The following is a 23,624-nucleotide window of genomic DNA, read 5'->3' as shown; positions in this document are numbered from 1 at the left end:
GAATCCGGCTGCCGATGCGTGCGCTCTCTCACGCGCCCCTGCGCGGCCATATGAACCTGGGAGCCTGTCTCAATGTTGACCTCTCGCTACGGGTTGGGGCGGCGCCATGGTGATTGACGAATCGTCACAGCATCCAGGCGCGCCAGGGGCGGGTGATGAGCTCGCGGTAGGTGTGGTGGGAGGGGTTGTGCCCCACATGGTCGAAGGTCCACGTCTGCACATCGGCGAAGTCGACGGCGGCCAGGGATCGTTCGCCGCACACGACGCACTGTATGGCGTAGGTGATGGGTTCGGCATCGGGTTCGCGGTCGGGCTGGAGGGTCCAGCGCTCAAATCGAATCACTGAGCGGGGGGTCATGGGAGCCTGCTGACGCGGTTGAGTTCCATCACGCGGGCGCGTAGCTCGTCGCGGGGCGCGGCGCGCCGGAGTCTGTCGGGTGGGCAGTCCCACTCCCGCCCACCTCCCGGCGGACGGAGCTGCACATACGGCCCTTCGTGCCCCATGACCTGGCCGACCCGGTCGGTACGGGTGTCCACGGCGTACGCCCCGATACTCGGGATCACCGCTTACACCCCTTGATGACGGCCGCCAGGCGGCGGGCCGTTTCGATGTTGCAGCACCCCAGGTCCACCAGCGGGGCGGGCACCTCCCGTGCGCAGGTCACGGGGTCGATTCGCAGCGACGGCAACGTGATGCCGACCCCGGCGAGCGCGTCACGCAGCTCGCTCGTCGCGTCCTCCGCAGAACGGATTCGCTCAGCTGCCTCAGCACGCTTAGTAGTCATCATGAGGGCTCCCTGGTCTGCGTATTTCACTCATTGCAATCACATGGTGACCCTGAGTCCCCTACGCTTGGCAAGGGGTTGACCGCGACAAGCCAGATGTACAGCAGGGGAGTTAGCTCATGGCCAAGGGTGACAAGTGGCTGGTCAAGCCCATGCGGACGGTGGAACGGTTCCGCAGATACGCCCGGCTCACTGAGCCGGGCCCTTCTGTAGTTCATCCCATCCAGGCACGGCCCGTGTGCGCGTCCGGCACGGTGTGCGCCCTGCCGGAGCCGGGTGTCACTGCTCGCCCGCCCGGATGGCGGCAGTGAGGCGCCGGGCCGTGTCCAGGTTGCAGCAGCCCAGATCCACGAGCGGCATGGGCTCCTCCCGGGCGCAGGTGACGGGGTCGATGCGCAGGGACGGCAGCGTGATCCCCACCTTCGCGAGCGCGTTGCGGAGTTCATCCGCCACCTCCTCGGCGTTCCGGATCTTTGCGATGCGCTTCATGGTCGCCATGGGTCCTCACTGTCCTGTGTGTTTCACGGAATGCGGTCACATCGTGAACTTGTGCCCCTACGCTCGGCAACGGGAAAGCCGACTACAACGGGCTTGCACACAAGGAGAGTTAAGCCATGACCAAGGGTGGTAAGCGGCTGGGGCATTCCAAGTTCGGCTGGGAGTTCTTCGGCGCGGAGCTGAAGCGCCGCAGGGAGGACGCCGGGCTGACCCAGCAGGATCTGGGTAACCGAGCTTTCTGCTCGGGCTCGTATATCGGCCAGTTCGAGTCAGCGATCCGCAAGCCGCAGCTCGACTTGGCACAGCGGTTCGACGAAGTGCTGGGGGCGGGGGGCCTCTTCGAACGGATGTGGCGTGAGCTGATCAACAAGGAGCCTGTTGCGGAGCACTACCGCGAGGCGGCGGAGCTGACGAAGCGGGCGGAAACCCTCAGTTGGTACGCGCCTCAGCTCGTCCCTGGCCCGCTCCAGACCGAGGAGTACGCGCGGGAGATCTTCCGGTCGTGCCGTCCCTTTGAGTCCGATGAGGAAATCGAGGAGCTGGTACAGAACCGGATCGAGCGTGGGCAGGGGGTCCTGGAGGGGTCGACGGTCCCACAGATGTGGGCGATCCTGGATGAGGCCGTGCTGCGTCGCCAAGTGGGCGCCAGCGCCGCGATGGCGAAGCAGCTGCGGCACATCGCCGAGGTGGCGGAGAAGCACCGGGTGCTGGTCCAGGTGCTGCCCTTCTCCTTCGGAGCACACGCGCTCATGGAGGGGCATGTGACCCTGATGACCTTCGAGGAGGAGCCCCCTGTGGCCTACACCGAGGGTGTGTGGACGGGTCGGTTGCAGGATGATCCAGCGACCGTGGCCCGCTGTCAGGCGGCCTACGATCTTGTCCGGGCCGCCGCGCTGTCACCAGAGGCGTCCCTGGCCATGGTCAAGTCGTTGGTGAAGGAATACGAGGATGCACCCTAAGTACGAGTTCGGCGCCGCCCGGTGGCGTAAGTCCAGCTACAGCGGGGGCAGCAATGGCGAATGCCTGGAGGTGGCCGAGGATTTCCCGGGCGCCGCGCTCTGGCGTAAGTCCAGCTACAGCGGGGGCAGCAATGGCGACTGCCTGGAGGTGGCCGAGGACTTCCCCGGCATAGTCCCTGTCCGGGACTCCAAGAACATCCATGGCCCGGCGCTCGCCTTCCCCGCCGAGGCGTGGGTGGCGTTCATCAGTGATGTAAAGCGCGGTGGATATGACGGGGAAGCCTGACCGGAGCGCCCGGTGGCGGCCGATGACTTCACCGGTGTCATCCCTGTCCTGGGTGGTCTTTCCCCAATCCCGCCCCTTCCCGAAACCGGGGCTTCGCCCCGGACCCCGGAGGTTTGGGGGCGAAGCCCCAGTAGTGCCGCCCGGCGGCGGCCGATGACTTCACCGGTGTCATCCCCGTTCCGGGTGGTCTTTCCTCAATCCCGCCCCCAGCTACCTTCCCCAGACTCCGGGGCTTTGCCCCGGACCCCGGGGGTTTGGGGGCGAAGCCCCCAGTTTTCGGGAAGGGGTGGGACTGGGGTGAATCCAACCCCAAGCGCACCGAGGCGGCCACGCCCCCCGGTCGGCGGGTACACCGCCAATGACCTGGACCGGCTTCCCAATCTGCCCCCGCATACGGAGCTGCTTGACGGGAGCCTCGTCTTCGTAAGCCCGCAGGACAAGTTCCACATGCGCGCCATGCGCGTGCTGGAGACCTGTCTCCTCCAGGCAGCGCCGCCGGAGCTGGAGGTCATCCGGGAGATGACCGTCAGGCTTGGGCTACGCAACCGCCCGGAGCCTGACATCATGGTGGCGCGGGCTGAAGCGGACACTGGCCTTGGCCAGACGAGCTACCAGCCAGCGGATGTCATCCTCGCGATTGAGGTCGTCTCTCCGGACTCCGAAGCTCGGGGCCGGGACACCAAGCCCAGCAAATACGCGGCGGCGGGTATCCCGCACTTCTGGCGGGTGGAGAACGACAACGGGCGCCCGGTGCTCTACGTCTTCGAGTTGGAGCCCGCCACCCGCACGTACGCCGTGACCGGCGTCCACCACGACGTGCTGAAGACGTCCGTGCCATTCCCGGTCGAGATCGACCTGACCGCCATCGAGCGCCGTCGTTAGCCCGGGGTCCACCACAGAAGGAGAGAGGCGTGCCCAAGCAGCGCGTCACGCTGGCCTACGACAACTTTCCGAGCATCCCGGATGAGGAGCTGGCCGAGCGGTTCGCGCCGTTGGCCGCTGATCCGCCCCATGGGCTGACGTACGAAGTGAGGTACGGCGTTCCCGTGCTCACCGGCTGGGTGGAGGCCGAGTCCAAGTTCGCGGCCATCGCCGAAGTCGCCGCGCAGGTCAAAGCTCGCTACGGCATCGTGTTCAATGACGGAGGAATTGAGAAGCCGGACGAGTGGCTGGGCGACGAGCACGCCCAGCAGGTGACCGCGCACCTGGTGCTGTCCGCCATTCACCGCGCAAAGCACTGCGGGGTCAGCACGGGGGACCTGATGCGGCTCATCACCGCCCTTGAGTGACCCGGGGCCGGAGGCTCGGAGGTCCGGAGGTACCGCTCCATGAATCCCCGGGCGGCTCTTCGTTAGGGCACGGAACCGCGTCGATATGCATGCTCGGCATGCAGAACCTCCGCAACCTGCTGTGCTGTTGGCTGGTACGTCATACGGCAGCTCGCGCAGGTCCACTGAAACGCGTCGGGGTTTCTTGTGCCGTCAGAGTTCTTTTGGTTAGAGCAGGTTGTGTCCTTCCACATGACCATGTGGCATCTCGGGCAGCTGGGGTAATTGTTGGCCCGTTGCCTCATGGTTCTCCCTGCTGGTGCGCCGAAACTCCAGACGGTAGAGGGTCCTATTACCTTGGCACCCTCACCTCGGAACGGACTCACTCCTTCAGGTGACTTCGCGCCGTTGTTTTCCGCACCCGGGGCTCAAGCCGCGAGATCCGAGCCCTTTATGCAAGGAATGGGCGGAGGGGTTTAACCCGCCCGCCCTCCCCAACTCCCGTGCAAACGAGCGCGGGTGACTTTCGGTGATCAGGTTGCGACGGGGTGTCGTGGCGGTCTAGCGTGCCCGCATAACGAACGACCCCGACAGGTGTGTAGGAGCACCATGCCGGGGTCTGACCTACAAGATCGTCAGGAGCACGATCCGTGGCTGAGCACGACTTTAGCGCTGCCCCACATGCCGATGCACACCCGATGGCCAATCCGGGCTACGGCAAGCGGAACGCGTCCGACCAACCACCCGCCCGTAAGGGTGACTTCGCCCATCTGACCGCCCGCGAGGCGTCCATCGCCGCCTACCTCGACCAGCTCCCCGAAGGCGCGGACATCTCCGTCAAGACCTTGGCCAAACACCTCCCGTACGGGCAGTGCGCACTGCGCACCGCACTACGGCGGCTCTCCGAGGCCGGACACCTGCGCCGCGTAAAGGAACATCTCACCAGCGACGAGGGCAGCCTCCGTTGGGTGACCCGCACCTACTTCACCCGCACCGCCCGGGATGACGCCTGGTGGGCGGCCTTCCAAGCCGGACAGCAGCCGGACCCGACGCCCCCACCCCGCTCCCGGGCGTACGACACCCTGGCCGCCCTCGGCCGCACCGAGCCCCGCATGACCCTGTCGGCCGCCGACTGCGCCGACCTCGAACCCCTGGCCACCCAGTGGCTCACCCGGCACGCGACCCCGGCCCAGCTCACCAACGCCCTCACCAGTGGCCTGCCGCCCCACATCCACCACCCAGCCGCCCTCGCCCGCACCCGCCTCACCACCAAAATGCCACCGGAGCCCGCCCCCGCCCCAGCCCCAGCCCCGCCCCCACGCCCCTGCGCATCCTGGAATGCACCGTCTGCCAGACCCCCGGCCGCCCTGAAGCCCTACCCGGCGGCATCTGCGGACCCTGCCGAGGCGACACCCCACCCTGCTCACCACAAGGCCCCACGGCCGCCGACATCCACGAACGCGTCGAACGCCTCCGCGCCGCCGCCCGCGTACCTGAAAAGAGCCGCAGATGACCACCGTGCACGCACGGTGATGGTGGAAAAGGTCCGTATACGTTCGGTAGTGACCCGGTTACGCTCCCGGATCGGGTGTCGCATGTCAGTAACCGTCCGGCTCCTCTTCGTCGCAGCCGGGTACCGCAGGGGGAGACAGGCTCGTAACCTGGGTGTGACCTGTCTTACGTTCCCGTGTGCCTCGCCGGGAAGCGGGCAGGGGTGTTCGCTGAGCGAGCCCGGTGTCTCAGGATGCGGCACCGACGGGGCGAATCTGCCCCGCTCGCTAAACTGAGCCGACCGAGGGCCCCGGCCAAAGGGTCCGGTAAGACAGAGATACGAGGAGCGCACGTGAGCCTTGTCGTGCAGAAGTACGGCGGCTCCTCCGTTGCCGATGCCGAGGGCATCAAGCGCGTTGCCAAGCGAGTCGTCGAAGCCAAGAAGAATGGCAGCCAGGTGGTTGTCGTGGTGTCGGCGATGGGTGACACGACGGACGAGCTGATCGATCTCGCGGGTGAGGTGTCCCCGATCGCTTCGGGGCGCGAGTTCGACATGCTGCTGACCGCTGGAGAGCGGATCTCCATGGCCCTGCTGGCGATGGCGATCAAATCCCTCGGCCATGAGGCACAGTCGTTCACCGGCAGCCAGGCGGGTGTCATCACCGACGCCGTCCACAACAAGGCGCGGATCATCGATGTCACGCCGGGCCGGATCAAGGACTCGGTCGACGAGGGCAACATCGCCATCGTCGCCGGGTTCCAGGGCGTGTCCCAGGACAGCAAGGACATCACCACACTGGGCCGTGGTGGCTCCGACACCACAGCCGTCGCGCTGGCCGCCGCGCTGGACGCCGAGGTCTGCGAGATCTACACCGATGTCGATGGCGTCTTCACCGCCGACCCCCGGGTCGTAAAGAAGGCGAAGAAGATCGACTGGATCTCCTTCGGGGACATGCTGGAGCTGGCCAGCTCCGGCTCCAAGGTGCTGCTGCACCGCTGCGTCGAGTACGCACGCCGTTACAACATCCCGATCCACGTCCGGTCGTCCTTCTCCGGCCTTCCGGGTACCTGGGTCAGCAACGAACCGCAAGGGGACGAGCCGATGGAGCAGGCGCTCATCTCGGGGGTCGCTCACGACACATCCGAGGCCAAGGTCACAATTGTCGGGGTCCCGGACAAGCCGGGCGAGGCCGCCGCGATCTTCCGTACGATCGCGGACGCTGAGCTCAATATCGACATGGTCGTGCAGAATGTCTCCGCCGCGACCACCGGGCTCACCGATATCTCCTTCACGCTGCCGAAGACCGACGGCAAGAAGGCCATCGAGGCGCTGGAGAAGCAGCGGAGCACGATTGGCTTCGAGTCGCTGCGCTACGACGACCGGGTCGCCAAGATTTCCCTGGTCGGCGCGGGCATGAAGACCAACCCGGGCGTCACCGCGACCTTCTTCGAGGCGCTGTCCGACTGTGGGGTCAATATCGAGCTGATCTCCACCTCGGAGATCCGGATCTCGGTCGTCACCCGCCAGGACGATGTGAACGACGCGGTCCGCGCCGTGCACACCGCCTTCGGCCTGGACAGCGACTCCGACGAGGCGGTTGTCTACGGTGGCACCGGTCGCTGACCGGACTCCAGTCGTGTGAGCTGAACGGGACGCCCATGGCTGGCGTCCCGTTCAGTGCGACCGGAGCGATCTAGAGCACGTTATGCAGTAGTTGTGATCGAGTTGTGAGACTGCGGCTTGATCTGGAATAACAGTCTGAACGACGATGCTAGTTCCGCCTGGCTGCAACCGGCAGCCGGGCGGAGCGCGTCTTTGCCGCCGCTTCATAGCCGAAGGCGTCGGTGAAGACGGGGCATTGGGGAATTAGGTGGTACGCATGGGGGCATTTAGTGCATCGTCAAAAACGATGCCTTTCGCGTACAACCCTGACGGGGGGACATGTGTCCAACAGGCGTGGCAGAGGTACTCGAAATCGCAGCAGCGCCCCTACTGGCCGTGCACGGTGGTGTGGCGGCGGCCGGGGGTATGCCCGTGATCGCGCCTTGGTCCGCCTCCCCGTCCTCCCCGTCCTCGTCCCCGTCCCGTTCCACGACGTTTCCCGTGCACCGCAAGGACTCTGACGACGCGATGGCAGCGGGAACCACTGTCGATCACCTCACCGAGACCTATCGCGCCCACTACCGCTCTCTGCTCGGCCTGGCGGCGCTCCTGCTGGACGACACCGCCTCCTGCGAGGACGTCGTGCAGGAGGCGTTCATCCGTGTCCACTCTGCGCGTAGACGTGTCAAGGATCCGGAGAAGACACTCGCGTACCTCCGGCAGACCGTGGTCAACCTCTCCCGCTCCACGCTCCGTCGCCGCATCCTCAGCCTGAAGCTGCTCTCCAAGCCGATGCCGGACATGGCGAGTGCGGAGGAGGGCGCCTATGAGCGGATGGAGCGCGATGAACTCAAACAGGCCCTGCGCGGACTGCAGCGCCGTCAGCGTGAGGTGCTGGTTCTGCGATACTTCGCGGATATGACCGAAGAGCAGATCGCCGACACGCTGGGCATAGCGCGAGGCTCGGTCAAGGCGTACGGGTCCCGCGGTATAGCCGCCTTGCGGGCGGCTATGGAGACACCGGCATGACCACGGGCAAAGACGACCGTCCCGGACCCGGTGAAGAGCCGGAGAACGCAAGGCCGGAGAACGCAGGGCCAGCGCACACGGATCCAGCGCACACAGCGTCGGCGGATGAGGCGCTGCGGCGCCTGATGCGCGATGTGGTGAGCGATATCGAGCCCGCGCCCGACTCGCTTGAGCACATTCGCCGTGCCGTGCCCGCGCGCCGCGCCCGCCGCAGGCAGGCGCTGATCGGCGTCGCCACCGCCGTACTGCTGGTCGGCGTCACCGTCCCCACGCTGATGCACACGGGGGTGGTGCCGGGACCGCTGGGCGATGACCGGCGGGCCAATACGGCCAACGGGCAGCAGGCCCAGGAGAACGGCGGCGGGGACCAGGGGAACGCGGGCATCGGCGATCCCATGGGTAAGGACCCCCGAACGGGCGCCAGCCCCGACGGCAGACGCCAGGGCGAGGCCTCCACCGCCCCGTCCCAGGGCAGCGCCGAGTCACCGGGGGCCAACGACGATCTCGCCGTCACCTCACCGCGTTGTGAGCGCGACCAGCTGGGGCAGGCCACCGTCCAGGTCGATGACCCCGATGACCGGGGCCATATCTACGGCTCCTTCCGGTTCGTCAATGTCTACGCGGACCCCTGCCGGATCAAGGGCACTGATGAGCTCACCGCCACGGCACGGGGCGAGGCGGATGCCACGGCCATCCAGATCCTCGACCACACCGAGGGCGGCAAGGCCGAGCGGCTGCCGAGCCCGGGCGAGGCCCGCGACGACCTCATCCTGCGGCCGGGCGAGGCCTACCAGGTGCGCTTCGCCTGGCTCCCGGACAAGAACCGGGGGCCCGGCGGCTGCCGCCCCGACCCGAGCCCGGACCCCGGCCCCAGCGATGAGCCCGACGGTAGCGGCGACGGATCTGACGGCGGCAACGGCTCTGATGGCGGCGATGGTGGCGACGGTGGCGGCGGCGACGAACCGGACGGCACCGGTGTGAGCGGCAGCGAAGCGGAGAACGAGACCCAGGGCACCACAGCCCAGAGCAGCGAGGAGAGCGGGAGCGGAATGAGCACCCTCGCGGACACCGGTACGGGCAGCGGCGGCGACGACGGGGACAGCGGCGACAGCGCCGGGACCGCTGTGGTGCTGCGCTACACGCCCGCCGCTGGTGAGCCTCGGGCGCCCCGCGCCTTCCTGAACGGGGTCTGTGCCGGAACGATCTACCGCACCGGAGCGCTGCCGGCCCCGTGACCTCGGTGGGGGAGGAGATGGACGGGGGTGGATCCAGCGTGCTGGGTCCACCCCCGTACCGTTGACGCGTGTACCGGTTTCTGCTGACTCCGCGCTGGTGGGCGATCAATGTCTTTGTCGCCCTGGCGGTTCCCGTCTGCCTCTTCATGGGCAGCTGGCAGCTCAGCCGCTTTGAAGACCGGGTGGACTCCCACACGGCACAGCAGGACCTGGCGGATCAGGCCGCGTATGAGGACGCCGTACCGCTGGCCGGTTTGCTGCCCGTTGACAAGGAGACCTCCGGCCGGATGGCCTCCGCGACCGGCCGCTACGACCCCGGGAACCAGCTGCTGGTGCCCGACCGGGAACTCGACGGCAAGCGCGGCTTCTATGTGCTGACCCCGCTGCGGACCGCGGGCCCCTCCGACGCCCTGCCCGTCGTACGCGGCTGGCTGCCCGGCACCCCCGACCCCGCCGCCGTCCCGCCCCCGCCCACCGGCGAGGTCACGGTGACCGGCGCCCTTCAGGCCTCCGAGTCCGGCGGCACCACCGGGCTGCCCACCGGCCAGCTCGGCACGATCAGCGCGGCGGCGCTGGTGAACCTGGTTCCGTACGACGTCTACGACGCCTGGATCACCGTGCAGGACACCACCGCCCCGCTGAAGCCCGTCCCGCCCGCCGCCCCGAAGGGCAGCGGGCTGGATATGAAGGCCTTCCAGAACCTTGGCTACACGGCCGAGTGGTTTGTCTTTGCGGGCTTTGTGCTCTTTATGTGGTTCCGGCTCTTCCGTCGGGAGGTGGAGCTGGTGAAAGACGCGGAACTGGGCCTCACTCCGGAGGACTCAGGGGGGCCAGCCACCGCAGGGCGAACTCCAGCTCCAGCCCCACCTGCTTGATCCGCTCCTCCATCACCAGCGAGCCGTGGCCCGCGTCATAGCGGTACACCTCGTGCGGGTGGCCGCGGCCCTTCAGCCGGTCGACATAGTTCTCCACCTGCCGGATCGGGCATCGCGGATCGTTCACCCCCGCCGAGATATAGACCGGCGCCCGCACCTGTTCCACATAGGTGATGGGGGACGACGCCTCAAAGCGTTCCGGAACCTCTTCCGGGGTGCCGCCCAGCAGGGTGCGGTCCATGGACTTCAGCGCTTCCATCTCATCGTGGTACGCCGTGACATAGTCGGCGACCGGCACCGCCGCGATCCCCAGTGCCCACGCCCCGGGCTGGACGCCCAGACCCAGCAGTGTCAGATAGCCGCCCCAGGAGCCACCGGTCAGCACAAGCCGCTCCGGGTCCGCGAGCCCCGAGGACACCGCCCACTCCCGGACCGCCGCGATGTCCTCCAGCTCGATCAGGCCGACCCGGTGCTTGAGGGCGTCCGTCCACGCTCGCCCGTAACCCGTGGAGCCCCGGTAGTTGACCCGTACGACGGCGAAGCCGTGATCCACCCAGGCGGCGGGCTGAGCGGCGAAGGCGTCGCTGTCATGCCAGGTGGGCCCGCCATGGATATCGAAGACGGTGGGGAACGGGCCCTCCCCCGCGGGCTTCTGCACCAGCGCGTGCACCCTCCCGCCCGGACCGTCCACCCAGGCGTCCGTGACGGGCACCGAGCCCGGTGCCTTCATACCCGGTGGATCCAGCACCACCGCACCGGTCGTCGACCGTACGGCGGGCGGCTGGGCGGCCGATGACCACAGATACTCAATCGTCCCGTCCGGGCGTGCCGTCGCCCCCGACACCGTCCCGGCCGGGGTCTCCACCCGTACGAGCTCACCCGTGCCCAGCTCATAGCGCCACAGCTCACTGCGTGCCTGGTAGCTGTGCGCCACCAGCAGCGCGCTGCCGTCCGGATACCACTCGGCGCTGACATCGCCCGGCAGCTCGATCGCCAGCTCGGTCATCTCCCCGCTGACGGGGTCCCACACCATCGGCTCCCAGCGCCCGCGCCGCTGGTGCCCGATCAACAGCCGGGTGTCGCCCGCGACGGGTGCGAAGCCCAGCACGGACAGGCCCAGCTCCTCGGTGCCGCCCCTGGTGTCATCCAGCTCCGCGACGGTCCCGCTGTCCGGGCGTACGACACGCAGCGCGGAGTGCATGGCGTCGCCGTGCTCGGTGTGCTCGATCACGATCAGCCGACCGTCGTACGAGAGATCACCGACCCCGGCCGACTCCCGGTGCCGGTAGATCTCCACCGGCTCCCGGCCGGGCCGTACGACATGAATCGTCGAGCCGTCCTCATCGGTGGACCGCCCGACCACCGCGGTACCGTCCCGGCCAAGTGCCAGCCCGCCCGGATACGACGCGGCGAGCCCTGGCACGGCGGGCTCGTCCGGCCCACCGCCGAAGGGCTGCCGCATCCAGATTCCGAACTCGTCCCCGTCGGTGTCCGAAAACCACCAGATCCATTCGCCGTCCGGCGTCAGCACCCCATCGGTGGTGCCGTTCGGCCGGTCGGTCGCCTGGCGTTGTTCCCCGGTCTCCCGGTCCCAGGCGTACAGCTCAAAGGTCCCGGTCGCGTTCGATACGAACAGCGACCGGGCGGGCGCGTCCTCCGCCCACTCCGGCAGCCCGACGCGCGGCGCCCGGAACCGCTTCTCCCACTCCGGCATGTGCTCAGTCATACGCCCCATTGTGTCGGGCTTCCCGAATCCCTCCCCCAGCGGTAGCTGAGGGAGGGGCTGGGGAAAACTCAGTCGGCCAGCTCGACCTGCAGCTCAAGCTCCACCGGCGCGTCAATCGGCAGCACGGCCACGCCAACCGCACTGCGCGCGTGCACACCCTTCGCGCCGAACACCTCACCCAGCAGCTCGCTCGCCCCGTTGACCACCCCAGGCTGCCCAGTGAAGTGCGGGACCGAGGCGACAAACCCGACGACCCTGACGACCCGGGCAATACGGTCCAGATCACCGGTGACCGACTTCACAGCCGCCAGCGCGTTCAGCGCACACGTAGCCGCCAGCTCCTTCGCCCGCTCCGGCGACACCTCACTGCCGACCTTGCCGGTCACCGGCAGCTTGCCGTCCACCAGCGGCAGCTGCCCCGCGGTGTAGACATACCTGCCCGACAGCACCGCGGGGACATAAGAGGCCAGCGGAGCGGCGACCTCCGGAAGCTTCAGCCCGAGCTCGGCGAGCCTGGCCTCCACCCCGCTCACCGCGCTCACTCCCTTTCCCGCTTGAGGTAGGCCACCAGCTGCTCAGGGTTGTTCGGGCCCGGGATGACCTGGATGAGCTCCCAGCCGTCCTCGCCCCAGGTGTCCAGAATCTGCTTTGTCGCGTGCACGAGGAGCGGCACGGTCGCGTATTCCCACTTCGTCATGGTGCCGAGGGTAATGGTTGTGCCCCGCTGGTTAGGCTCGCAGGGTGAGCAGGCTCCATGTGGTCACCGGCAAGGGTGGCACCGGTAAGACGACGGTTGCCGCCGCACTCGCGCTCGCCCTGGCTGAGGCCGGACGGCGAACGCTCCTTATCGAAGTGGAGGGCCGTCAGGGAATCGCCCAGCTCTTTGAAACCGAGGCGCTGCCCTATGAGGAGCGCAAGATAGCCGTCGCGCCGGGCCGGGGTGAGGTCTACGCCCTCGCCATAGATGCCGAGCGCGCGCTGCTGGACTACCTCCAGATGTTCTACAAGCTGGGTGGCGCGGGCCGTGCCCTCAGACGGCTCGGTGCCATCGACTTCGCCACTACCATCGCCCCCGGGCTGCGCGATGTGCTGCTCACCGGCAAGGCGTGTGAAGCGGTGCGCCGCCGGGCCAAGGACGGCGCGTATGTCTACGACGCGGTCGTCATGGACGCCCCGCCCACCGGCCGTATCACCCGCTTCCTCAACGTCAATGACGAGGTTGCGGGCCTGGCCCGGATCGGCCCGGTGTACAACCAGGCGCAGGCGGTGATGCGGGTGCTCAAGTCCGGCGAGACCGCGGTGCACTTGGTGACGCTGCTGGAGGAGATGCCGGTCCAGGAGACTGTCGACGGTGTCGCCGAACTGCGGGCGGCCGGGCTGCCGGTCGGCGGGGTGGTGGTCAACATGGTGCGCCCCACGCTGCTCGGTCCGGCTGCCTTCGAGGCCGCCGACGGCTCCCGCGCCGAGCTGGCCAAGGCGTTCGCCGCCGCGGGGCTGGGGGGCGCGCGGCGCGGCGGCCGGGCGGAGCGGCTGGTGGGACCGCTGCTCAGCCAGGCACGGGAGCACGCACAGCGGGTCGCCATGGAGCGGGACCGGCGGGCGGAGATCGCGGATCTGGAGCTGCCTACATACGAGCTGGAACTGCTCTGGGACGGGGTGGACTTGGCCGGTCTCTACGACCTGGCCGGGGAACTGCGGAAGCAAGGAGTCGCCGAGTGAGCCTGGAAGCCGCACCTGTACTGGAGACCGATGCGCTGATCGACGACCCGGAGACCCGCATCGTGGTCTGCTGCGGGGCGGGCGGGGTGGGCAAGACGACCAGCGCGGCGGCGCTGGGGGTACGGGCCGCCGAGCGCGGCCGGAAGGTGGTCGTGCTGACCATCGACCCGGCCCGGCGGCTGGCCCAGTCGATGGGGCTGACCGAGCTGGACAACACCCCGCGCAGAGTGACGGATGTGGATGGGTCCAAGGGCGGCGAACTGCACGCCATGATGCTCGATATGAAGCGGACCTTCGACGAGATCGTCGAAGCGCACGCAGACCCCGAGCGGGCCCGCGCCATCCTGGACAACCCCTTCTACGAGTCGCTGTCCGCGGGATTCGCGGGGACCCAGGAGTACATGGCGATGGAGAAGCTCGGCCAGCTCCGCGCCCGCGATGAGTGGGACCTGATCATCGTGGACACCCCGCCGAGCCGTTCCGCGCTGGACTTCCTGGACGCGCCCAAACGGCTCGGCTCGTTCCTCGACGGCCGGTTCATCCGGCTGCTGATGGCCCCGGCGAAGGCGGGCGGCCGGGCGGGGATGAAGTTCGTCAGCCTGGGTATGACCGGGCTATCCATGGTCACCGGAACCTTGGGGAAGGTGCTGGGCACCGGGCTGCTGCGGGACGTACAGACCTTTGTGGCGGCGATGGACACCATGTTCGGCGGCTTCCGCACCCGCGCGGACGCCACCTACCGGCTGCTCCAGGCACCCGGCACGGCCTTTCTCGTGGTCGCCGCCCCGGAGCGGGATGCGCTGCGCGAGGCGGCGTACTTCGTCGAGCGGCTGGCAGCGGACCGGATGCCGCTGGCCGGGCTGATCCTCAACCGGGTGCACGGCAGCGAGGCGGACCAGCTCAGTGCGGAACGGGCACTGGCCGCCGCGGAGGTCCTTGAGGACGCCGCCGCAGGCCCGGGGGAGGACCCAGGGTCGGACTCAGGGTCGGGCCCAGGGGAGGACACGCACTCGGCTGCGTCTGCCGCGGGGCTGCTACGGCTGCACGCCGAGCGGATGAGGGTGCTCGCCCGCGAGCGGCGCACACGCGACCGCTTCGCCGCGCTGCACCCCGAGGTGCCCGTGGCGGAAGTGGCCGCCCTGCCCGGCGATGTGCACGACCTGGTGGGTCTGCGCACCATTGGCGAACGGCTCGGAACGCAGCGAGGTCAGCTCGCCGCGACTGAGACTTCGTCGAGGCTGTCGTAGTTCTCGTATTCCGCCCGCGCGGTCTCCAGTAGGCGGCGCCAGGAAGTGACCGTGGGACGCCGACGCAGCAGCGCCCGCCGCTCCCGCTCGGTCATCCCGCCCCACACACCGAATTCCACCCGGTTGTCGAGGGCGTCGGCCAGGCACTCCGTGCGCACCGGACATCCGGTGCAGACCGCCTTGGCGCGGTTCTGGGCCGCCCCTTGTACGAATAGTTCATCCGGATCCGTCGTACGACAGGCAGCCTGCGTACTCCAGTCGGTTACCCAGCTACTCATGCTGGTGCCGTCCTCTCCCGAATCGAGGCTCCCCCACGGCGACAAACGGCATATGCACCGTCGCCAGTTGAGGACGTTACGGAAGGCGGGCATGAGGCAACACCCCCGTCGGGCCCAATCTTGAATGGCCCGATCGGACTATGCGTACGCGGCAGATCACCCAACGGAGTGAGCGCGCGACAAGTGTCACTTTCCAGACGGATCGGGGCAGTTCAGACGGGATGTGCAGGGGGCGCAAGAGGATTCTTCTGGCATATGACACCAATTCGGGGCGCCTCTCATCACCCACAGGAGTGAGGGGAGAGGTACTACGAAGGGGTCCTACCGAGGAAGGCAGAGACATCGTAAGCGAACAGATGGACCCCTGTCCGGCGATTGAGAACGTAGGCTGGCCCGCATGGCAAACAAGCGCTCGGGCGGTGGTCTGTCCGCGACCCAGCAGGCCGCCAGGTTCATCGGTGTCAGTGTGCTCGCTGGAGCCGTCATGGCGGGTCTCGCACTCCCCGCCGCCGGAGTGTTCGGCCTGGCCGCCAAGGGGACCGTCGAGGGATTCGACCACATTCCCACCAACCTCAAGCGGCCACCGCTGAGCCAGAAGACCAGAATCCTGGACGCCGAGGGCGACCTGATCGCCGACGTCTACTCCCGTAACCGCACGGTCGTCCCGCTGGACGACATCTCGCCGCGGATGCGGGAGGCGATCGTCGCCATCGAGGACTCGCGCTTCTACCAGCATGGCGCGATCGACCTCAAGAGTGTGCTCAGAGCGCTCAACAGGAACGCCCAGGAGGGCGAGGTCTCCGAGGGCGCCTCGACCCTCACCCAGCAGTACGTCAAGAACGTCTTTGTCGAGGAGGCGGGTGACGACGCCACCTTGGTCGCCCAGGCCACCCAGCAGACCGTCGGCCGCAAGATCAAAGAGCTGAAGTACGCGATACAGCTCGAACAGGAGCTGAGCAAGAAACAGATCCTGGAGAACTACCTCAACATCACCTTCTTCGGCCAGCAGACCTACGGTGTCGAGGCCGCCGCCCAGCGGTACTTCTCCAAACCGGCCAAGGAACTGAACCTGCAGGAGTCCGCGCTGCTCGCCGGGATCGTCCAGTCACCGAGCCGCTACGACCCCATCAACGACGAGCACGAGGCCACCAAACGGCGCAATGTGGTCCTGCAGCGGATGGCCCAGGTGGAGTACATCAGCCAGTCGGAAGCCGCTGAGGCCAAGAAGACACCGCTCGGGCTGAACGTCAGCAAACCGCGGAACGGCTGCATCACGGCCACCGCGGAAGCGGGCTTCTTCTGTGACTACGTACGGCAGGAATTCCTGACCAACGAGGCCTTCGGCAAGACCGACAAGGAGCGTGCCGCGCGCTGGCGGCAGGGCGGTCTGACGATCAAGACCACGCTCTCCCCGAAGGCGCAGGAGGCCGCGGCCCAGGCCGCGACCAGCAAGGTCGACAAGACCGACAAGATCGCCGCCTCGGTGGTATCGGTCCAGCCCGGTACCGGCAAGATTCTGTCGATGGCCCAGTCCCGGCCGTACGGCACCGACCTGAGCAGGCACGAGAGCGTCATCAACCTCGCGGTCGACAAGCCCATGGGCGGCACCTATCTGGGCTTCCAGGTCGGCTCGACCTTCAAGCCGGTCACCGCCGCCACGGCTATCGAAAAGGGCATCAGTCCGGCGACGACATTCAGCAGCGGCTGGAAGACCGAGTTTGAGAAGTCCGACTTCCGTACCTGTGACAACAAGCCCTACGGCGTCGGCTCCTGGTCCGTACAGAACGAGCTGCGCTCCGAGAAGGGCACCTGGGACATGACCAGTGCCCTCGGCAAGTCGATCAATACCTACTCCGTCAGGCTGCTCCAGAAGGCCGGGCTCTGCGAGACCGCGACCATGGCCGCGAAGCTGGGGATCAAGAGCGGCACCGGAAAGCCGCTGGCGGTGATGCCCGCCATGGGCCTGGGCGGCATGGAGAGCACCCCGCTCGCCATGGCCAACGCCTACGCCGCCTTCGCCAACCGTGGTGTTTACTGCTCGCCGGTCGCGATCGAGGCGGTGACCGACTCCGAGGGCAAGGCGCTGCCCGTCCCGCGGACGGAATGCGAGCGGGCGATGTCCCAGCGCACCGCTGACATGATCAACCAGATGCTCAAGGGCGTCATCGAGGACGGCACCGGTACGAAGGCGGGGCTCTCCGGCCGGGACAACGCGGGCAAGACCGGTACGACGGACGGGCGCAAGGACGCCTGGTTCGTGGGCTACACCCCGGATGTCTCCACCGCCGTATGGACCGGCTCGGACGGCAGAGAGAAGATCAGCATGACCGGGATCACCATTGGCGGCCAGTACTACGACAAGGTCTGCGGTGGCTGTCTGCCCGGCCCGATCTGGCGGATCGCGATGACCGGAGCGCTCGACGGTGTTCCGCCGACGGCCTTCAACAAGGTCGATGTCCCGCGTGCCAAGACCAAGGGCGACAAGAAGGACCGGGACAACAAGCCCGGCGAGCGCCCCAAGCCCCCGGAGCAGCCCGACACCCCGGACTTCCCCTGGCCGGATGTGCTGGGCGGCGGTGACAACGGCGGCTCCGGCGGTGGCGGTGACAACGGCGGAGGCGGTGACTGGGGCGGTGACTCCGGTGGTGACTCGGGCGGTGGTGGTGACTGGGGCGGTTCGGACGGCGGCTGGGACGGCGGCGGGGGCAACAGCGGTAACGGCAACGGTGGCCCCGGCTGGCCGCCGCCCCGCTGACCTGGGGTTACGGGGATGGGACGCCCATCCCCGTAACCCGTTACGACCGCAGGACGCTCAGCCCGCCAGCGCCTTCTTCACCGCTGCGGCCACCCGGCCGCCCTCGGCACGGCCTGCCACCTTCGGGTTCACGATCTTCATCACGGCGCCCATCGCCCTGGGCCCCTCGGCCCCGGCGGCCCTGGCTTCCGTCACCGCCTCAGCGACCAGCGCGTCCAGCTCCTCATCCGTGAGCTGCTTCGGCAGATAGTCGCCCAGCAGCTCGCCCTCGGCACGCTCCCGCTCGGCCTGCTCGGTCCGGCCGCCCTTCTCGAAGGCGTCGGCCGCCTCACGGCGCTTCTTCGCCTCCCGCGCGATGATCTTCTCGACCTCGTCATCGGAGAGCTCACGGGCCTCCGTGCCCGCGACCTCCTCCTTGTGGATCGCGGTCAGCGTGAGCCGGAGGGTGCTGGAGCGCAGCTCATCGCGCGCCTTGATCGCTGCGGTCAGATCGTCCTGCAGCCTGGACTTGAGCGGTGTCATGCCCGTCAGTCTGCCACCCCCCGCAGGGGAACGCGCGCCTATATCACCCGTACCGGCATCACCCGCCAACGGTCCTCACCCCGGGGGACTTTCGCCCCGACCCGGCAGATCTGCGACGATGGACCGATGCGTGCGCGATATGGAGTCCCCCTCGGCATCACAGCACTCGGCGCGGCCTGCGTCGGCTACGCGGCGGGTATCGAAGTCCGCTCCTTCCGCCTGCGCCGGATCGCCGTCCCCGTACTGCCGCGCGGGATGCGCCCCCTCCGCGTACTCCAGATCTCCGACATCCATATGGTCAGCGGCCAGCGCAAGAAACAGCGCTGGCTCCAGTCCCTCGCCGGACTGCGCCCCGACTTCGTCATCAACACCGGCGACAACCTCTCCGACCCGGAAGCCGTCCCCGAGGTCCTCGACGCCCTGGGCCCCCTGCTCGAGTACCCCGGCGCGTACGTCTTCGGCTCCAACGACTACTACGGTCCGAAGCTGCGCAACCCCGCCCGCTACCTCCTGGAAAAGGCGAGCGGCCGCCACGGCCTCAACGGCAACCCCCCGGTCGTCGGCGCCGTCCACAACCCCTGGGAGCCCCTGCGGGACGCCTTCGAAGCGGCGGGCTGGGCCGGCCTGAGCAACACCCGGGGCCGCCTCAAACTGGAGAGCGCCGACATCGCCCTCACCGGCCTGGACGACCCGCACATCAAGCGCGACCGCTACGCCGAGGTAGCGGGCGGCCCCAACCCGGACGCCGACCTCACCCTGGCCGTCGTCCACGCCCCGTACCTCCGCGTACTGGACGCCTTCACCGCCGACCGCTACCCCCTGATCCTCGCCGGTCACACCCACGGCGGCCAGCTCTGCATCCCCTTCTACGGCGCCCTGGTCACCAACTGCGACCTCGACACCCGCCGAGTCAAGGGCCTCTCCACCCACCAGGCCAGCGGCCACCGCTCCTACCTACACGTCTCCGCCGGCTGCGGCACCAACCGCTACACCCCCGTCCGCTTCGCCTGCCCCCCCGAGGCCACACTGCTCACCCTGACCGAGCGGCCCGACCGTCCCGGCCAGCGATAACCGGATTTCGCATGGGCCCAGCGGTGGGCTAGAGTATTCCTCGTTGCTTCGGGGTGTGGCGCAGCTTGGCAGCGCGCTTCGTTCGGGACGAAGAGGTCGTGGGTTCAAATCCCGCCACCCCGACAGAGAAGTACCAGGTCAGGGGCCTGATCCGCTAGCGGGTCGGGCCCCTGAGTGGTTGTGGGGACGTTTTGGGAGCCGGACTCGGAAAACGGCTCCCGGGCTCCCCACGCGTGGGCGTTCGGCTTTCGTCTCGGTGAGTGAACGTCAGATGGGCAACATTGGCCTCCGCCCCCATGGCTACCTGGAGACGGGCGACCGGCCGCTCCCTCTCGGACTATGCACTGCCGTGCAACGGTCTTTCCCGGCGGTCGGGTGTGCCCGGTCGGTGCCGGTGTCGACGAGGATCTGTTCGGCCTGCGTCACGCTGTCGGTGCGGACGGCCTCGGCCATCGCGGCGGGTGCCGCGTCGGGCGTCGCGTGCGGCGGGACCACGAGGAGGGAGGTGGTCCTGATCGCCCCGGGTGACCAGGACGGTGTCGTCGCCGTCCGGGAGGGAGTCGAGGTGCACGCCGCGGTCGTCGATGACCAGCCGCGTCGGCAGTACTTCCCAGGCGCCGACGTCCAGGCCGACGCGGGTGACCGGCCCGACATGCTCGGTGAGTGCGGTGATCAGGGCGGGAAGCTCGGCGGCGATGTTGCGGGAGCGGGGCCACCGTGCTCCGTCGAGAACTCCCTGCCGGTTGTGTGCCGTCTCCAGCCGTACGACGGCCGTCCCGGGTTTCACATCCTGGTGACGGCGTCCGGGAGGAGCCGGATCACCCGCGGGGAGTCGGAGTCGGGCATCGCACTCGCCTGCCTGCCTGCCAGCGAGAAACACAGAGTGGATTCCTCGTTTCGCGGTACTCCGCGGCTCACGGCGGCCGGGAAGCTCGGTGGTCACACGAGGGGATCACGAGGCACGCCGGAGTACAAACAACGAGGTCGCCATGCAGGCAACGGCAACACCCTCGGACGGGCACGCCGAAATGCGCATCGTCGCCTCCTCCCCGAGGTCGCCCGTCGCGTCGCGGAGGTTCTCCGCCACTGCTTCGCCGCGACCGAGCAGCGCAATCATCCCGCGGGCGCCGGGGGACGGACGCGCCTCCAGTTCACCGTGGACACCATCCGCGCGGCAGAACAAGCGCGGTCGTGGCTGGAGACCAGCCGCTCTTCGGGGGACGGCCGCCGACGGGAGCGAGCCGATGTCCATGAGCGGTCCCTTCGGCCTCTTCGGGGAGTAGAGTGAGCTCATCAGGAGCATTTCGCACGCCGGCCCCGATGCCGGTGTCGTTCCCGGTGAGCAACGACACCGGGCAACTGCCCACACGCAGAGGTCCGGAGACAGGTTCGCGCGATGTCCGCGACCACCCACCGTCCTCCGCTACGGGCCGTGCCCTTCAGGGCCCCGACCGCGCGCCTCGCCCTCAAACCCGTGAGTCCTTTACCAGGACGTGTCGAGCTGGACGGCGCGTGGTGGCCCCGCTCACGTGACCTGACACACGAACTCGCCGCGCTGGCGGACGTACTGGACCCGCTGTGGGCACCCGTATCGCCGTCAACCCCCGCTGCTGGCCGATCCTCCCGCGCAAGTTCTTCGTCAACGGCCATCTGGTGAAGGTCGGTTGGTTCACCTCGGAGCTGGATCCGCACAAGAACCCTGCTGCTGTCCTACACGGCGGGCCGCTGGGACCTCCTGGTGATACCCCCGGAGACCAGTGCCCCCTCGGCCGCCCGGCTGATGGCCGCCGCCAGCGCGAGCACCGGCCCGCCGATGACCGCGACCGCGCTCATCACGGCGGAACAGGCCATCGACACTTCCTCGTCGTATGAGACCACCAGCCGGCCGGCCCGGCCGGCTGGTGGTAGGGATGTGACGTTCGTCGCCCTGGCCGTCGGTGCCCTGGTGATTCGCTGGGCAGTCCGTGGAGGGCAGGACTCGGACGTGACCGCTCACGGCGGCTGCCATGAGCGGTTCGGCGGCCTCCGCGGTCATATCCGGAGGCACGACCAGCAGGTGCTCTACAACAGCGAGCCGGCCATGACCATTGCACGGACCATCAGGAACAAGGCGCAAACGCTGAAGGGCAGGATCACGGAAGGTCTCGGCCGGGTCACCCGCAACAGGCGACTGCAGTGCCGAGGCAGGATCGACCGGGTCGCCGGAAACCTGAAACAGGCAGTCGAGAAGACCAAGGACGCCTTCGGGCGGAACGGAAGCGGCACTTGATGATGTACGACCAGTCACGCGCCCAGCAGCCCGCGGGCCAAACCCGGGGCCCCGCCGAACGCCGTACCCCGGGCCCGGAGCCGCTGCTCCCGTCGGCCGAAAGGGACAAGATCGTCCTGCGCCTCCGGCACGCCCTCAACGCCTTCGCCGACACTCCGCGCGAGGCGCTGGAAGAGGCCGAGAGCGCCTACGACGAAGCCACCGCCCAGCTCGTGAGCGCCCTCGCGGAACGGCGGCGTCTCCTCCGCGCCGGGTGGCAGGAGCAGACCCCCGGAACACAATCCGACGAACTCCGGCACGCGCTGAGGCAGTACCGGGAGATCACCCAACGACTGCTCCACATCTAGGCGGCCACTACTCCGCGCTGCGGCGGAGCGCGGAGTAGTGTGGACGTTACCGAGGGCATTTCGCACACCGGCTTCCACGCCGGGTCGTTCTCGGCGAAAGATGAAACCCGGGCCGCCGCAGAGACGGCCCGGAGACGGGTCCGCATCATGTCGGCGACCTTGCACCCATCCCCGCCACACCACGAGTCCGTCGCAGCCCCGGCCGCGCGTCTCACACTGAAGACCGACGGCACGTCCCGCGGACTCCTGGACGGTGCCTGGTGGCCCCGCTCCCGGGATCTGCTGAGCGAACTGCCGGCACTGACCGACGTGTTGGACCCCTTGTGGGGTCGCATCACCCGCATCGCCGTCAACCCGAAGTACTGGCCGGTCATCCCCCGCAAGGTTTCCGTGGACGGCCACATCGTCAAGGTCGGCTGGTTCACCCCGGAAATCGACCCGCACAAGTTGCGGCTGCTCTCCTACGGCACCGGCCGCTGGGACCTGCTGATCGTCCCGCCCGAGACCGGGGCGGAGTCGGCGGCCCGTCTGATGGCTGCCGCGTCCGACTACGACGGCCCGCCACTGACCGCGAGCGCGCTCATCGCCGCGGACGAGGCCCGGCACGGCGTCTCCGCGACCGACGAGCCACTGGACCCGGACGAGTCATGGGAGTACGAGGGCGGCGCCTCCGCGGTGTCCGCAGCCGTTCCGGAACAGACCGGTCCGCCCGGTCGGGCCAGCCACCTGCTCATCGTTATGTGAGGTAGCGCATGAACGCTTTCCTGACAGCCGCCGCCTTCGTGGTTCTCGTCGCAGCGGCGGCATACGTGATCCACCGGCTCAACATCCAGCACGCCGACAGAATCGCCGTGCACCGGTACAGCGCTCCCCTCCCCGGCCGCCGCAGCCGCGGCACACCGCAGCCCCCGGTGGGACCGAACCGGTCCGAGTCGCCGGCCACCGGCGAACGACGGGACCACCGCGACGGGGGCCGCGGCCGCTTCCCGCCGCGCCGCCGCCGCAGCCGTACCACTCACCACAGGTGACCAGCCAGTTTCCGCCACCGGCTCCCCGCACGGACCATCGACTCGGCCCGTACCGACGCGTGCGCCCGGGAACATACACCCGGGCCATGGACCGCGCGAGGAGCGGCCGGGACTCATGAACCGAGGCATCTGAACCGAGGCGTCATGACTCGTCCGCAGCTGAACATCTACCGGCACGACCGGGGCAGGCGAGCACTGATCACCCTGGCCGGTGAGATCGGCCCGGCCACCGCGCCCCAGGTGCGCGCCGCTCTGGAGCGGTGCCTGCATGACGGCATCACCACCATCGACGTCGACCTGACCACCGTCGGCCTCTGCGACGGCAGCGGCCTGCGCATCTTCCTCGACGCGTCGCGACACGCCGCCGAGACCCACGCATCCCTGCGGCTGCACCACCCGTCCCGGCAGACCGCACGGCTCCTCACGGACACCGGCTCCGATCTTCTGCTCCTGTGAGGCTTCGGGAGAGATGTGGTGCACAACGATACGGAGAGTCATATGTTCTGACCATGTGTGACATGCCGCGCCTGGCGTAATGGGCTGTTCGGGGTGGCCGACCGCGTCACTCTGTGCGGGTTGATCGCGGTCGTGTCGGGAGCCCGTGTGTACAGATCACGTGAGCGGGTCGAGCGC

Annotated in this window: 29 protein-coding genes, 1 tRNA gene and 1 pseudogene; 20 read left to right on the top strand and 11 right to left on the bottom strand. The window is 68.4% G+C overall.

Going from position 1 to position 23,624, the window contains the following annotated elements:
* Positions 1-124: 124 nt before the first annotated feature.
* The 4 genes from test1122_RS12015 to test1122_RS12000 form a co-directional block, all read right to left on the bottom strand.
* The gene (locus test1122_RS12015) at positions 125-358 is read right to left on the bottom strand and encodes a DUF7848 domain-containing protein (protein ID WP_232269166.1); all 234 of its coding nucleotides are present in this window, start codon (positions 356-358) and stop codon (positions 125-127) included.
* Positions 355-564: a hypothetical protein gene (locus test1122_RS12010; RefSeq protein ID WP_232272087.1), complete on the bottom strand. Its 210-nt coding sequence runs from the start codon at positions 562-564 to the stop codon at positions 355-357. The genes test1122_RS12015 and test1122_RS12010 overlap by 4 nt, the downstream gene beginning before the upstream one ends.
* Positions 561-788, bottom strand: a complete 228-nt coding sequence (locus test1122_RS12005; protein WP_232269165.1) for a hypothetical protein — start codon at positions 786-788, stop codon at positions 561-563. Before test1122_RS12005 ends, test1122_RS12010 begins: the two co-directional genes overlap by 4 nt.
* 276 nt (positions 789-1,064) lie before the next feature.
* Positions 1,065-1,274, bottom strand: a complete 210-nt coding sequence (locus tag test1122_RS12000; RefSeq protein WP_232269164.1) for a hypothetical protein — start codon at positions 1,272-1,274, stop codon at positions 1,065-1,067.
* A 125-nt stretch (positions 1,275-1,399) separates the two neighbouring features.
* Between test1122_RS12000 and test1122_RS11995 the strand changes: the two genes are divergently transcribed.
* From test1122_RS11995 to test1122_RS11955, 9 genes are all read left to right on the top strand, one after another.
* Positions 1,400-2,242, top strand: a complete 843-nt coding sequence (locus test1122_RS11995) for a helix-turn-helix domain-containing protein (protein WP_232269163.1) — start codon at positions 1,400-1,402, stop codon at positions 2,240-2,242.
* Positions 2,232-2,528, top strand: a complete 297-nt coding sequence (locus test1122_RS11990; protein WP_232269162.1) for a DUF397 domain-containing protein — start codon at positions 2,232-2,234, stop codon at positions 2,526-2,528. The genes test1122_RS11995 and test1122_RS11990 overlap by 11 nt, the downstream gene beginning before the upstream one ends.
* Before the next feature lie 297 nt (positions 2,529-2,825).
* The gene (locus test1122_RS11985) at positions 2,826-3,410 is read left to right on the top strand and encodes a Uma2 family endonuclease (RefSeq protein ID WP_232269161.1); all 585 of its coding nucleotides are present in this window, start codon (positions 2,826-2,828) and stop codon (positions 3,408-3,410) included.
* A gap of 29 nt (positions 3,411-3,439) precedes the next feature.
* A complete protein-coding gene (locus tag test1122_RS11980; protein WP_232269160.1) occupies positions 3,440-3,817 on the top strand; it encodes a hypothetical protein in 378 nt (125 codons plus the stop codon).
* Positions 3,818-4,446: 629 nt separating this feature from the next.
* Positions 4,447-5,583, top strand: a complete 1,137-nt coding sequence (locus test1122_RS11975; RefSeq protein WP_338423533.1) for a hypothetical protein — start codon at positions 4,447-4,449, stop codon at positions 5,581-5,583.
* A gap of 56 nt (positions 5,584-5,639) precedes the next feature.
* Positions 5,640-6,911 (top strand): aspartate kinase, encoded by a 1,272-nt coding sequence (locus test1122_RS11970; protein WP_232269159.1) that lies wholly within the window; start codon positions 5,640-5,642, stop codon positions 6,909-6,911.
* A 333-nt stretch (positions 6,912-7,244) separates the two neighbouring features.
* Positions 7,245-7,919 (top strand): SigE family RNA polymerase sigma factor, encoded by a 675-nt coding sequence (locus test1122_RS11965; protein WP_422396968.1) that lies wholly within the window; start codon positions 7,245-7,247, stop codon positions 7,917-7,919.
* The gene (locus test1122_RS11960; protein ID WP_232269158.1) at positions 7,916-9,154 is read left to right on the top strand and encodes a hypothetical protein; all 1,239 of its coding nucleotides are present in this window, start codon (positions 7,916-7,918) and stop codon (positions 9,152-9,154) included. Before test1122_RS11965 ends, test1122_RS11960 begins: the two co-directional genes overlap by 4 nt.
* A 68-nt stretch (positions 9,155-9,222) precedes the next feature.
* A complete protein-coding gene (locus test1122_RS11955) occupies positions 9,223-10,029 on the top strand; it encodes an SURF1 family protein (protein WP_232269157.1) in 807 nt (268 codons plus the stop codon).
* Here the strand turns inward: test1122_RS11955 and test1122_RS11950 are convergent.
* From test1122_RS11950 to test1122_RS11940, 3 genes are all read right to left on the bottom strand, one after another.
* Positions 9,962-11,743 carry a S9 family peptidase gene (locus test1122_RS11950; RefSeq protein WP_232271876.1) on the bottom strand — a complete coding sequence of 594 codons (1,782 nt, stop codon included), beginning with the start codon at positions 11,741-11,743 and terminating at the stop codon, positions 9,962-9,964. The genes test1122_RS11955 and test1122_RS11950 overlap by 68 nt on opposite strands.
* Before the next feature lie 80 nt (positions 11,744-11,823).
* Positions 11,824-12,288 carry a RidA family protein gene (locus tag test1122_RS11945; RefSeq protein WP_232271875.1) on the bottom strand — a complete coding sequence of 155 codons (465 nt, stop codon included), beginning with the start codon at positions 12,286-12,288 and terminating at the stop codon, positions 11,824-11,826.
* 5 nt (positions 12,289-12,293) lie between these two features.
* The gene (locus test1122_RS11940) at positions 12,294-12,452 is read right to left on the bottom strand and encodes a Sp36 family protein (protein ID WP_232269156.1); all 159 of its coding nucleotides are present in this window, start codon (positions 12,450-12,452) and stop codon (positions 12,294-12,296) included.
* Positions 12,453-12,496: 44 nt separating this feature from the next.
* Here test1122_RS11940 and bagA point away from each other — a divergent pair, with 44 nt between their 5' ends.
* Positions 12,497-13,474, top strand: coding sequence for an ATPase BagA (gene bagA, locus test1122_RS11935; protein ID WP_232269155.1), 978 nt, complete (start codon positions 12,497-12,499; stop codon positions 13,472-13,474).
* On the top strand, positions 13,471-14,721 hold the full coding sequence (gene bagB, locus test1122_RS11930) for an ATPase BagB (protein ID WP_232269154.1): 1,251 nt from the start codon (positions 13,471-13,473) through the stop codon (positions 14,719-14,721). Before bagA ends, bagB begins: the two co-directional genes overlap by 4 nt.
* Here bagB and test1122_RS11925 read toward each other — a convergent pair.
* Positions 14,682-14,999, bottom strand: a complete 318-nt coding sequence (locus tag test1122_RS11925; protein ID WP_232269153.1) for a WhiB family transcriptional regulator — start codon at positions 14,997-14,999, stop codon at positions 14,682-14,684. The genes bagB and test1122_RS11925 overlap by 40 nt on opposite strands.
* A gap of 397 nt (positions 15,000-15,396) precedes the next feature.
* On the opposite strand from test1122_RS11925, the gene test1122_RS11920 reads away from it, so the two are divergent.
* Positions 15,397-17,754 carry a transglycosylase domain-containing protein gene (locus tag test1122_RS11920; protein ID WP_232269152.1) on the top strand — a complete coding sequence of 786 codons (2,358 nt, stop codon included), beginning with the start codon at positions 15,397-15,399 and terminating at the stop codon, positions 17,752-17,754.
* Between the two features lie 57 nt (positions 17,755-17,811).
* Here the strand turns inward: test1122_RS11920 and test1122_RS11915 are convergent, their stop codons facing one another.
* On the bottom strand, positions 17,812-18,276 hold the full coding sequence (locus test1122_RS11915) for a GatB/YqeY domain-containing protein (protein WP_232269151.1): 465 nt from the start codon (positions 18,274-18,276) through the stop codon (positions 17,812-17,814).
* 126 nt (positions 18,277-18,402) lie between these two features.
* Between test1122_RS11915 and test1122_RS11910 the strand changes: the two genes are divergently transcribed.
* Positions 18,403-19,347 carry a metallophosphoesterase gene (locus tag test1122_RS11910; RefSeq protein ID WP_232269150.1) on the top strand — a complete coding sequence of 315 codons (945 nt, stop codon included), beginning with the start codon at positions 18,403-18,405 and terminating at the stop codon, positions 19,345-19,347.
* Between the two features lie 49 nt (positions 19,348-19,396).
* Positions 19,397-19,470 (top strand) — tRNA-Pro (locus test1122_RS11905).
* Between the two features lie 177 nt (positions 19,471-19,647).
* On the opposite strand, the pseudogene test1122_RS11900 reads toward test1122_RS11905, so the two are convergent.
* Positions 19,648-20,193: pseudogene (locus tag test1122_RS11900) on the bottom strand (DUF5994 family protein).
* 550 nt (positions 20,194-20,743) lie between these two features.
* Here test1122_RS11900 and test1122_RS26810 point away from each other — a divergent pair.
* Positions 20,744-21,004, top strand: a complete 261-nt coding sequence (locus test1122_RS26810; protein WP_422396967.1) for a DUF5994 family protein — start codon at positions 20,744-20,746, stop codon at positions 21,002-21,004.
* A gap of 53 nt (positions 21,005-21,057) precedes the next feature.
* Here the strand turns inward: test1122_RS26810 and test1122_RS26805 are convergent, their stop codons facing one another.
* The gene (locus test1122_RS26805; RefSeq protein WP_422396966.1) at positions 21,058-21,198 is read right to left on the bottom strand and encodes a hypothetical protein; all 141 of its coding nucleotides are present in this window, start codon (positions 21,196-21,198) and stop codon (positions 21,058-21,060) included.
* A gap of 61 nt (positions 21,199-21,259) precedes the next feature.
* Here test1122_RS26805 and test1122_RS11890 point away from each other — a divergent pair, with 61 nt between their 5' ends.
* The 5 genes from test1122_RS11890 (at position 21,260) to test1122_RS11870 (ending at position 23,447) form a co-directional block, all read left to right on the top strand.
* Positions 21,260-21,616 carry a CsbD family protein gene (locus tag test1122_RS11890; protein WP_232272086.1) on the top strand — a complete coding sequence of 119 codons (357 nt, stop codon included), beginning with the start codon at positions 21,260-21,262 and terminating at the stop codon, positions 21,614-21,616.
* Positions 21,616-21,963 carry a hypothetical protein gene (locus tag test1122_RS11885; protein WP_232269149.1) on the top strand — a complete coding sequence of 116 codons (348 nt, stop codon included), beginning with the start codon at positions 21,616-21,618 and terminating at the stop codon, positions 21,961-21,963. Before test1122_RS11890 ends, test1122_RS11885 begins: the two co-directional genes overlap by 1 nt.
* A gap of 39 nt (positions 21,964-22,002) precedes the next feature.
* Entirely contained in the window at positions 22,003-22,707 is a 705-nt protein-coding gene (locus test1122_RS11880; protein WP_232269148.1) for a DUF5994 family protein, read from the top strand.
* A gap of 8 nt (positions 22,708-22,715) precedes the next feature.
* Positions 22,716-22,991: a hypothetical protein gene (locus test1122_RS11875; RefSeq protein WP_232269147.1), complete on the top strand. Its 276-nt coding sequence runs from the start codon at positions 22,716-22,718 to the stop codon at positions 22,989-22,991.
* 144 nt (positions 22,992-23,135) lie between these two features.
* A complete protein-coding gene (locus test1122_RS11870) occupies positions 23,136-23,447 on the top strand; it encodes an STAS domain-containing protein (RefSeq protein ID WP_232269146.1) in 312 nt (103 codons plus the stop codon).
* Positions 23,448-23,624 lie beyond the last annotated feature (177 nt).

This window comes from Streptomyces gobiensis (assembly GCF_021216675.1).
Classification (GTDB): Bacteria; Actinomycetota; Actinomycetes; order Streptomycetales; family Streptomycetaceae; genus Streptomyces; species Streptomyces gobiensis.
This window is presented reverse-complemented; position numbering and strand designations above follow the sequence as displayed.

Excerpts from the sequence above, each read along its gene's own strand:
- test1122_RS12015 (WP_232269166.1), bottom strand. The coding sequence starts at position 358 with ATGACCCCCCGCTCAGTGATTCGATTTGAGCGCTGGACCCTCCAGCCC.
- test1122_RS12005 (WP_232269165.1), bottom strand. The coding sequence starts at position 788 with ATGATGACTACTAAGCGTGCTGAGGCAGCTGAGCGAATCCGTTCTGCG.
- test1122_RS12000 (WP_232269164.1), bottom strand. The coding sequence starts at position 1,274 with ATGAAGCGCATCGCAAAGATCCGGAACGCCGAGGAGGTGGCGGATGAA.
- test1122_RS11995 (WP_232269163.1), top strand. The coding sequence starts at position 1,400 with ATGACCAAGGGTGGTAAGCGGCTGGGGCATTCCAAGTTCGGCTGGGAG.
- test1122_RS11990 (WP_232269162.1), top strand. The coding sequence starts at position 2,232 with ATGCACCCTAAGTACGAGTTCGGCGCCGCCCGGTGGCGTAAGTCCAGC.
- test1122_RS11960 (WP_232269158.1), top strand. The coding sequence starts at position 7,916 with ATGACCACGGGCAAAGACGACCGTCCCGGACCCGGTGAAGAGCCGGAG.
- test1122_RS11950 (WP_232271876.1), bottom strand. The coding sequence starts at position 11,743 with ATGCCGGAGTGGGAGAAGCGGTTCCGGGCGCCGCGCGTCGGGCTGCCG.
- test1122_RS11940 (WP_232269156.1), bottom strand. The coding sequence starts at position 12,452 with ATGACGAAGTGGGAATACGCGACCGTGCCGCTCCTCGTGCACGCGACA.
- test1122_RS11925 (WP_232269153.1), bottom strand. The coding sequence starts at position 14,999 with ATGAGTAGCTGGGTAACCGACTGGAGTACGCAGGCTGCCTGTCGTACG.
- test1122_RS11920 (WP_232269152.1), top strand. The coding sequence starts at position 15,397 with ATGGCAAACAAGCGCTCGGGCGGTGGTCTGTCCGCGACCCAGCAGGCC.
- test1122_RS11915 (WP_232269151.1), bottom strand. The coding sequence starts at position 18,276 with ATGACACCGCTCAAGTCCAGGCTGCAGGACGATCTGACCGCAGCGATC.
- test1122_RS11910 (WP_232269150.1), top strand. The coding sequence starts at position 18,403 with ATGCGTGCGCGATATGGAGTCCCCCTCGGCATCACAGCACTCGGCGCG.
- test1122_RS26810 (WP_422396967.1), top strand. The coding sequence starts at position 20,744 with ATGTCCGCGACCACCCACCGTCCTCCGCTACGGGCCGTGCCCTTCAGG.
- test1122_RS26805 (WP_422396966.1), bottom strand. The coding sequence starts at position 21,198 with ATGGCCTGTTCCGCCGTGATGAGCGCGGTCGCGGTCATCGGCGGGCCG.
- test1122_RS11885 (WP_232269149.1), top strand. The coding sequence starts at position 21,616 with ATGATGTACGACCAGTCACGCGCCCAGCAGCCCGCGGGCCAAACCCGG.
- test1122_RS11875 (WP_232269147.1), top strand. The coding sequence starts at position 22,716 with ATGAACGCTTTCCTGACAGCCGCCGCCTTCGTGGTTCTCGTCGCAGCG.
- test1122_RS11870 (WP_232269146.1), top strand. The coding sequence starts at position 23,136 with ATGACTCGTCCGCAGCTGAACATCTACCGGCACGACCGGGGCAGGCGA.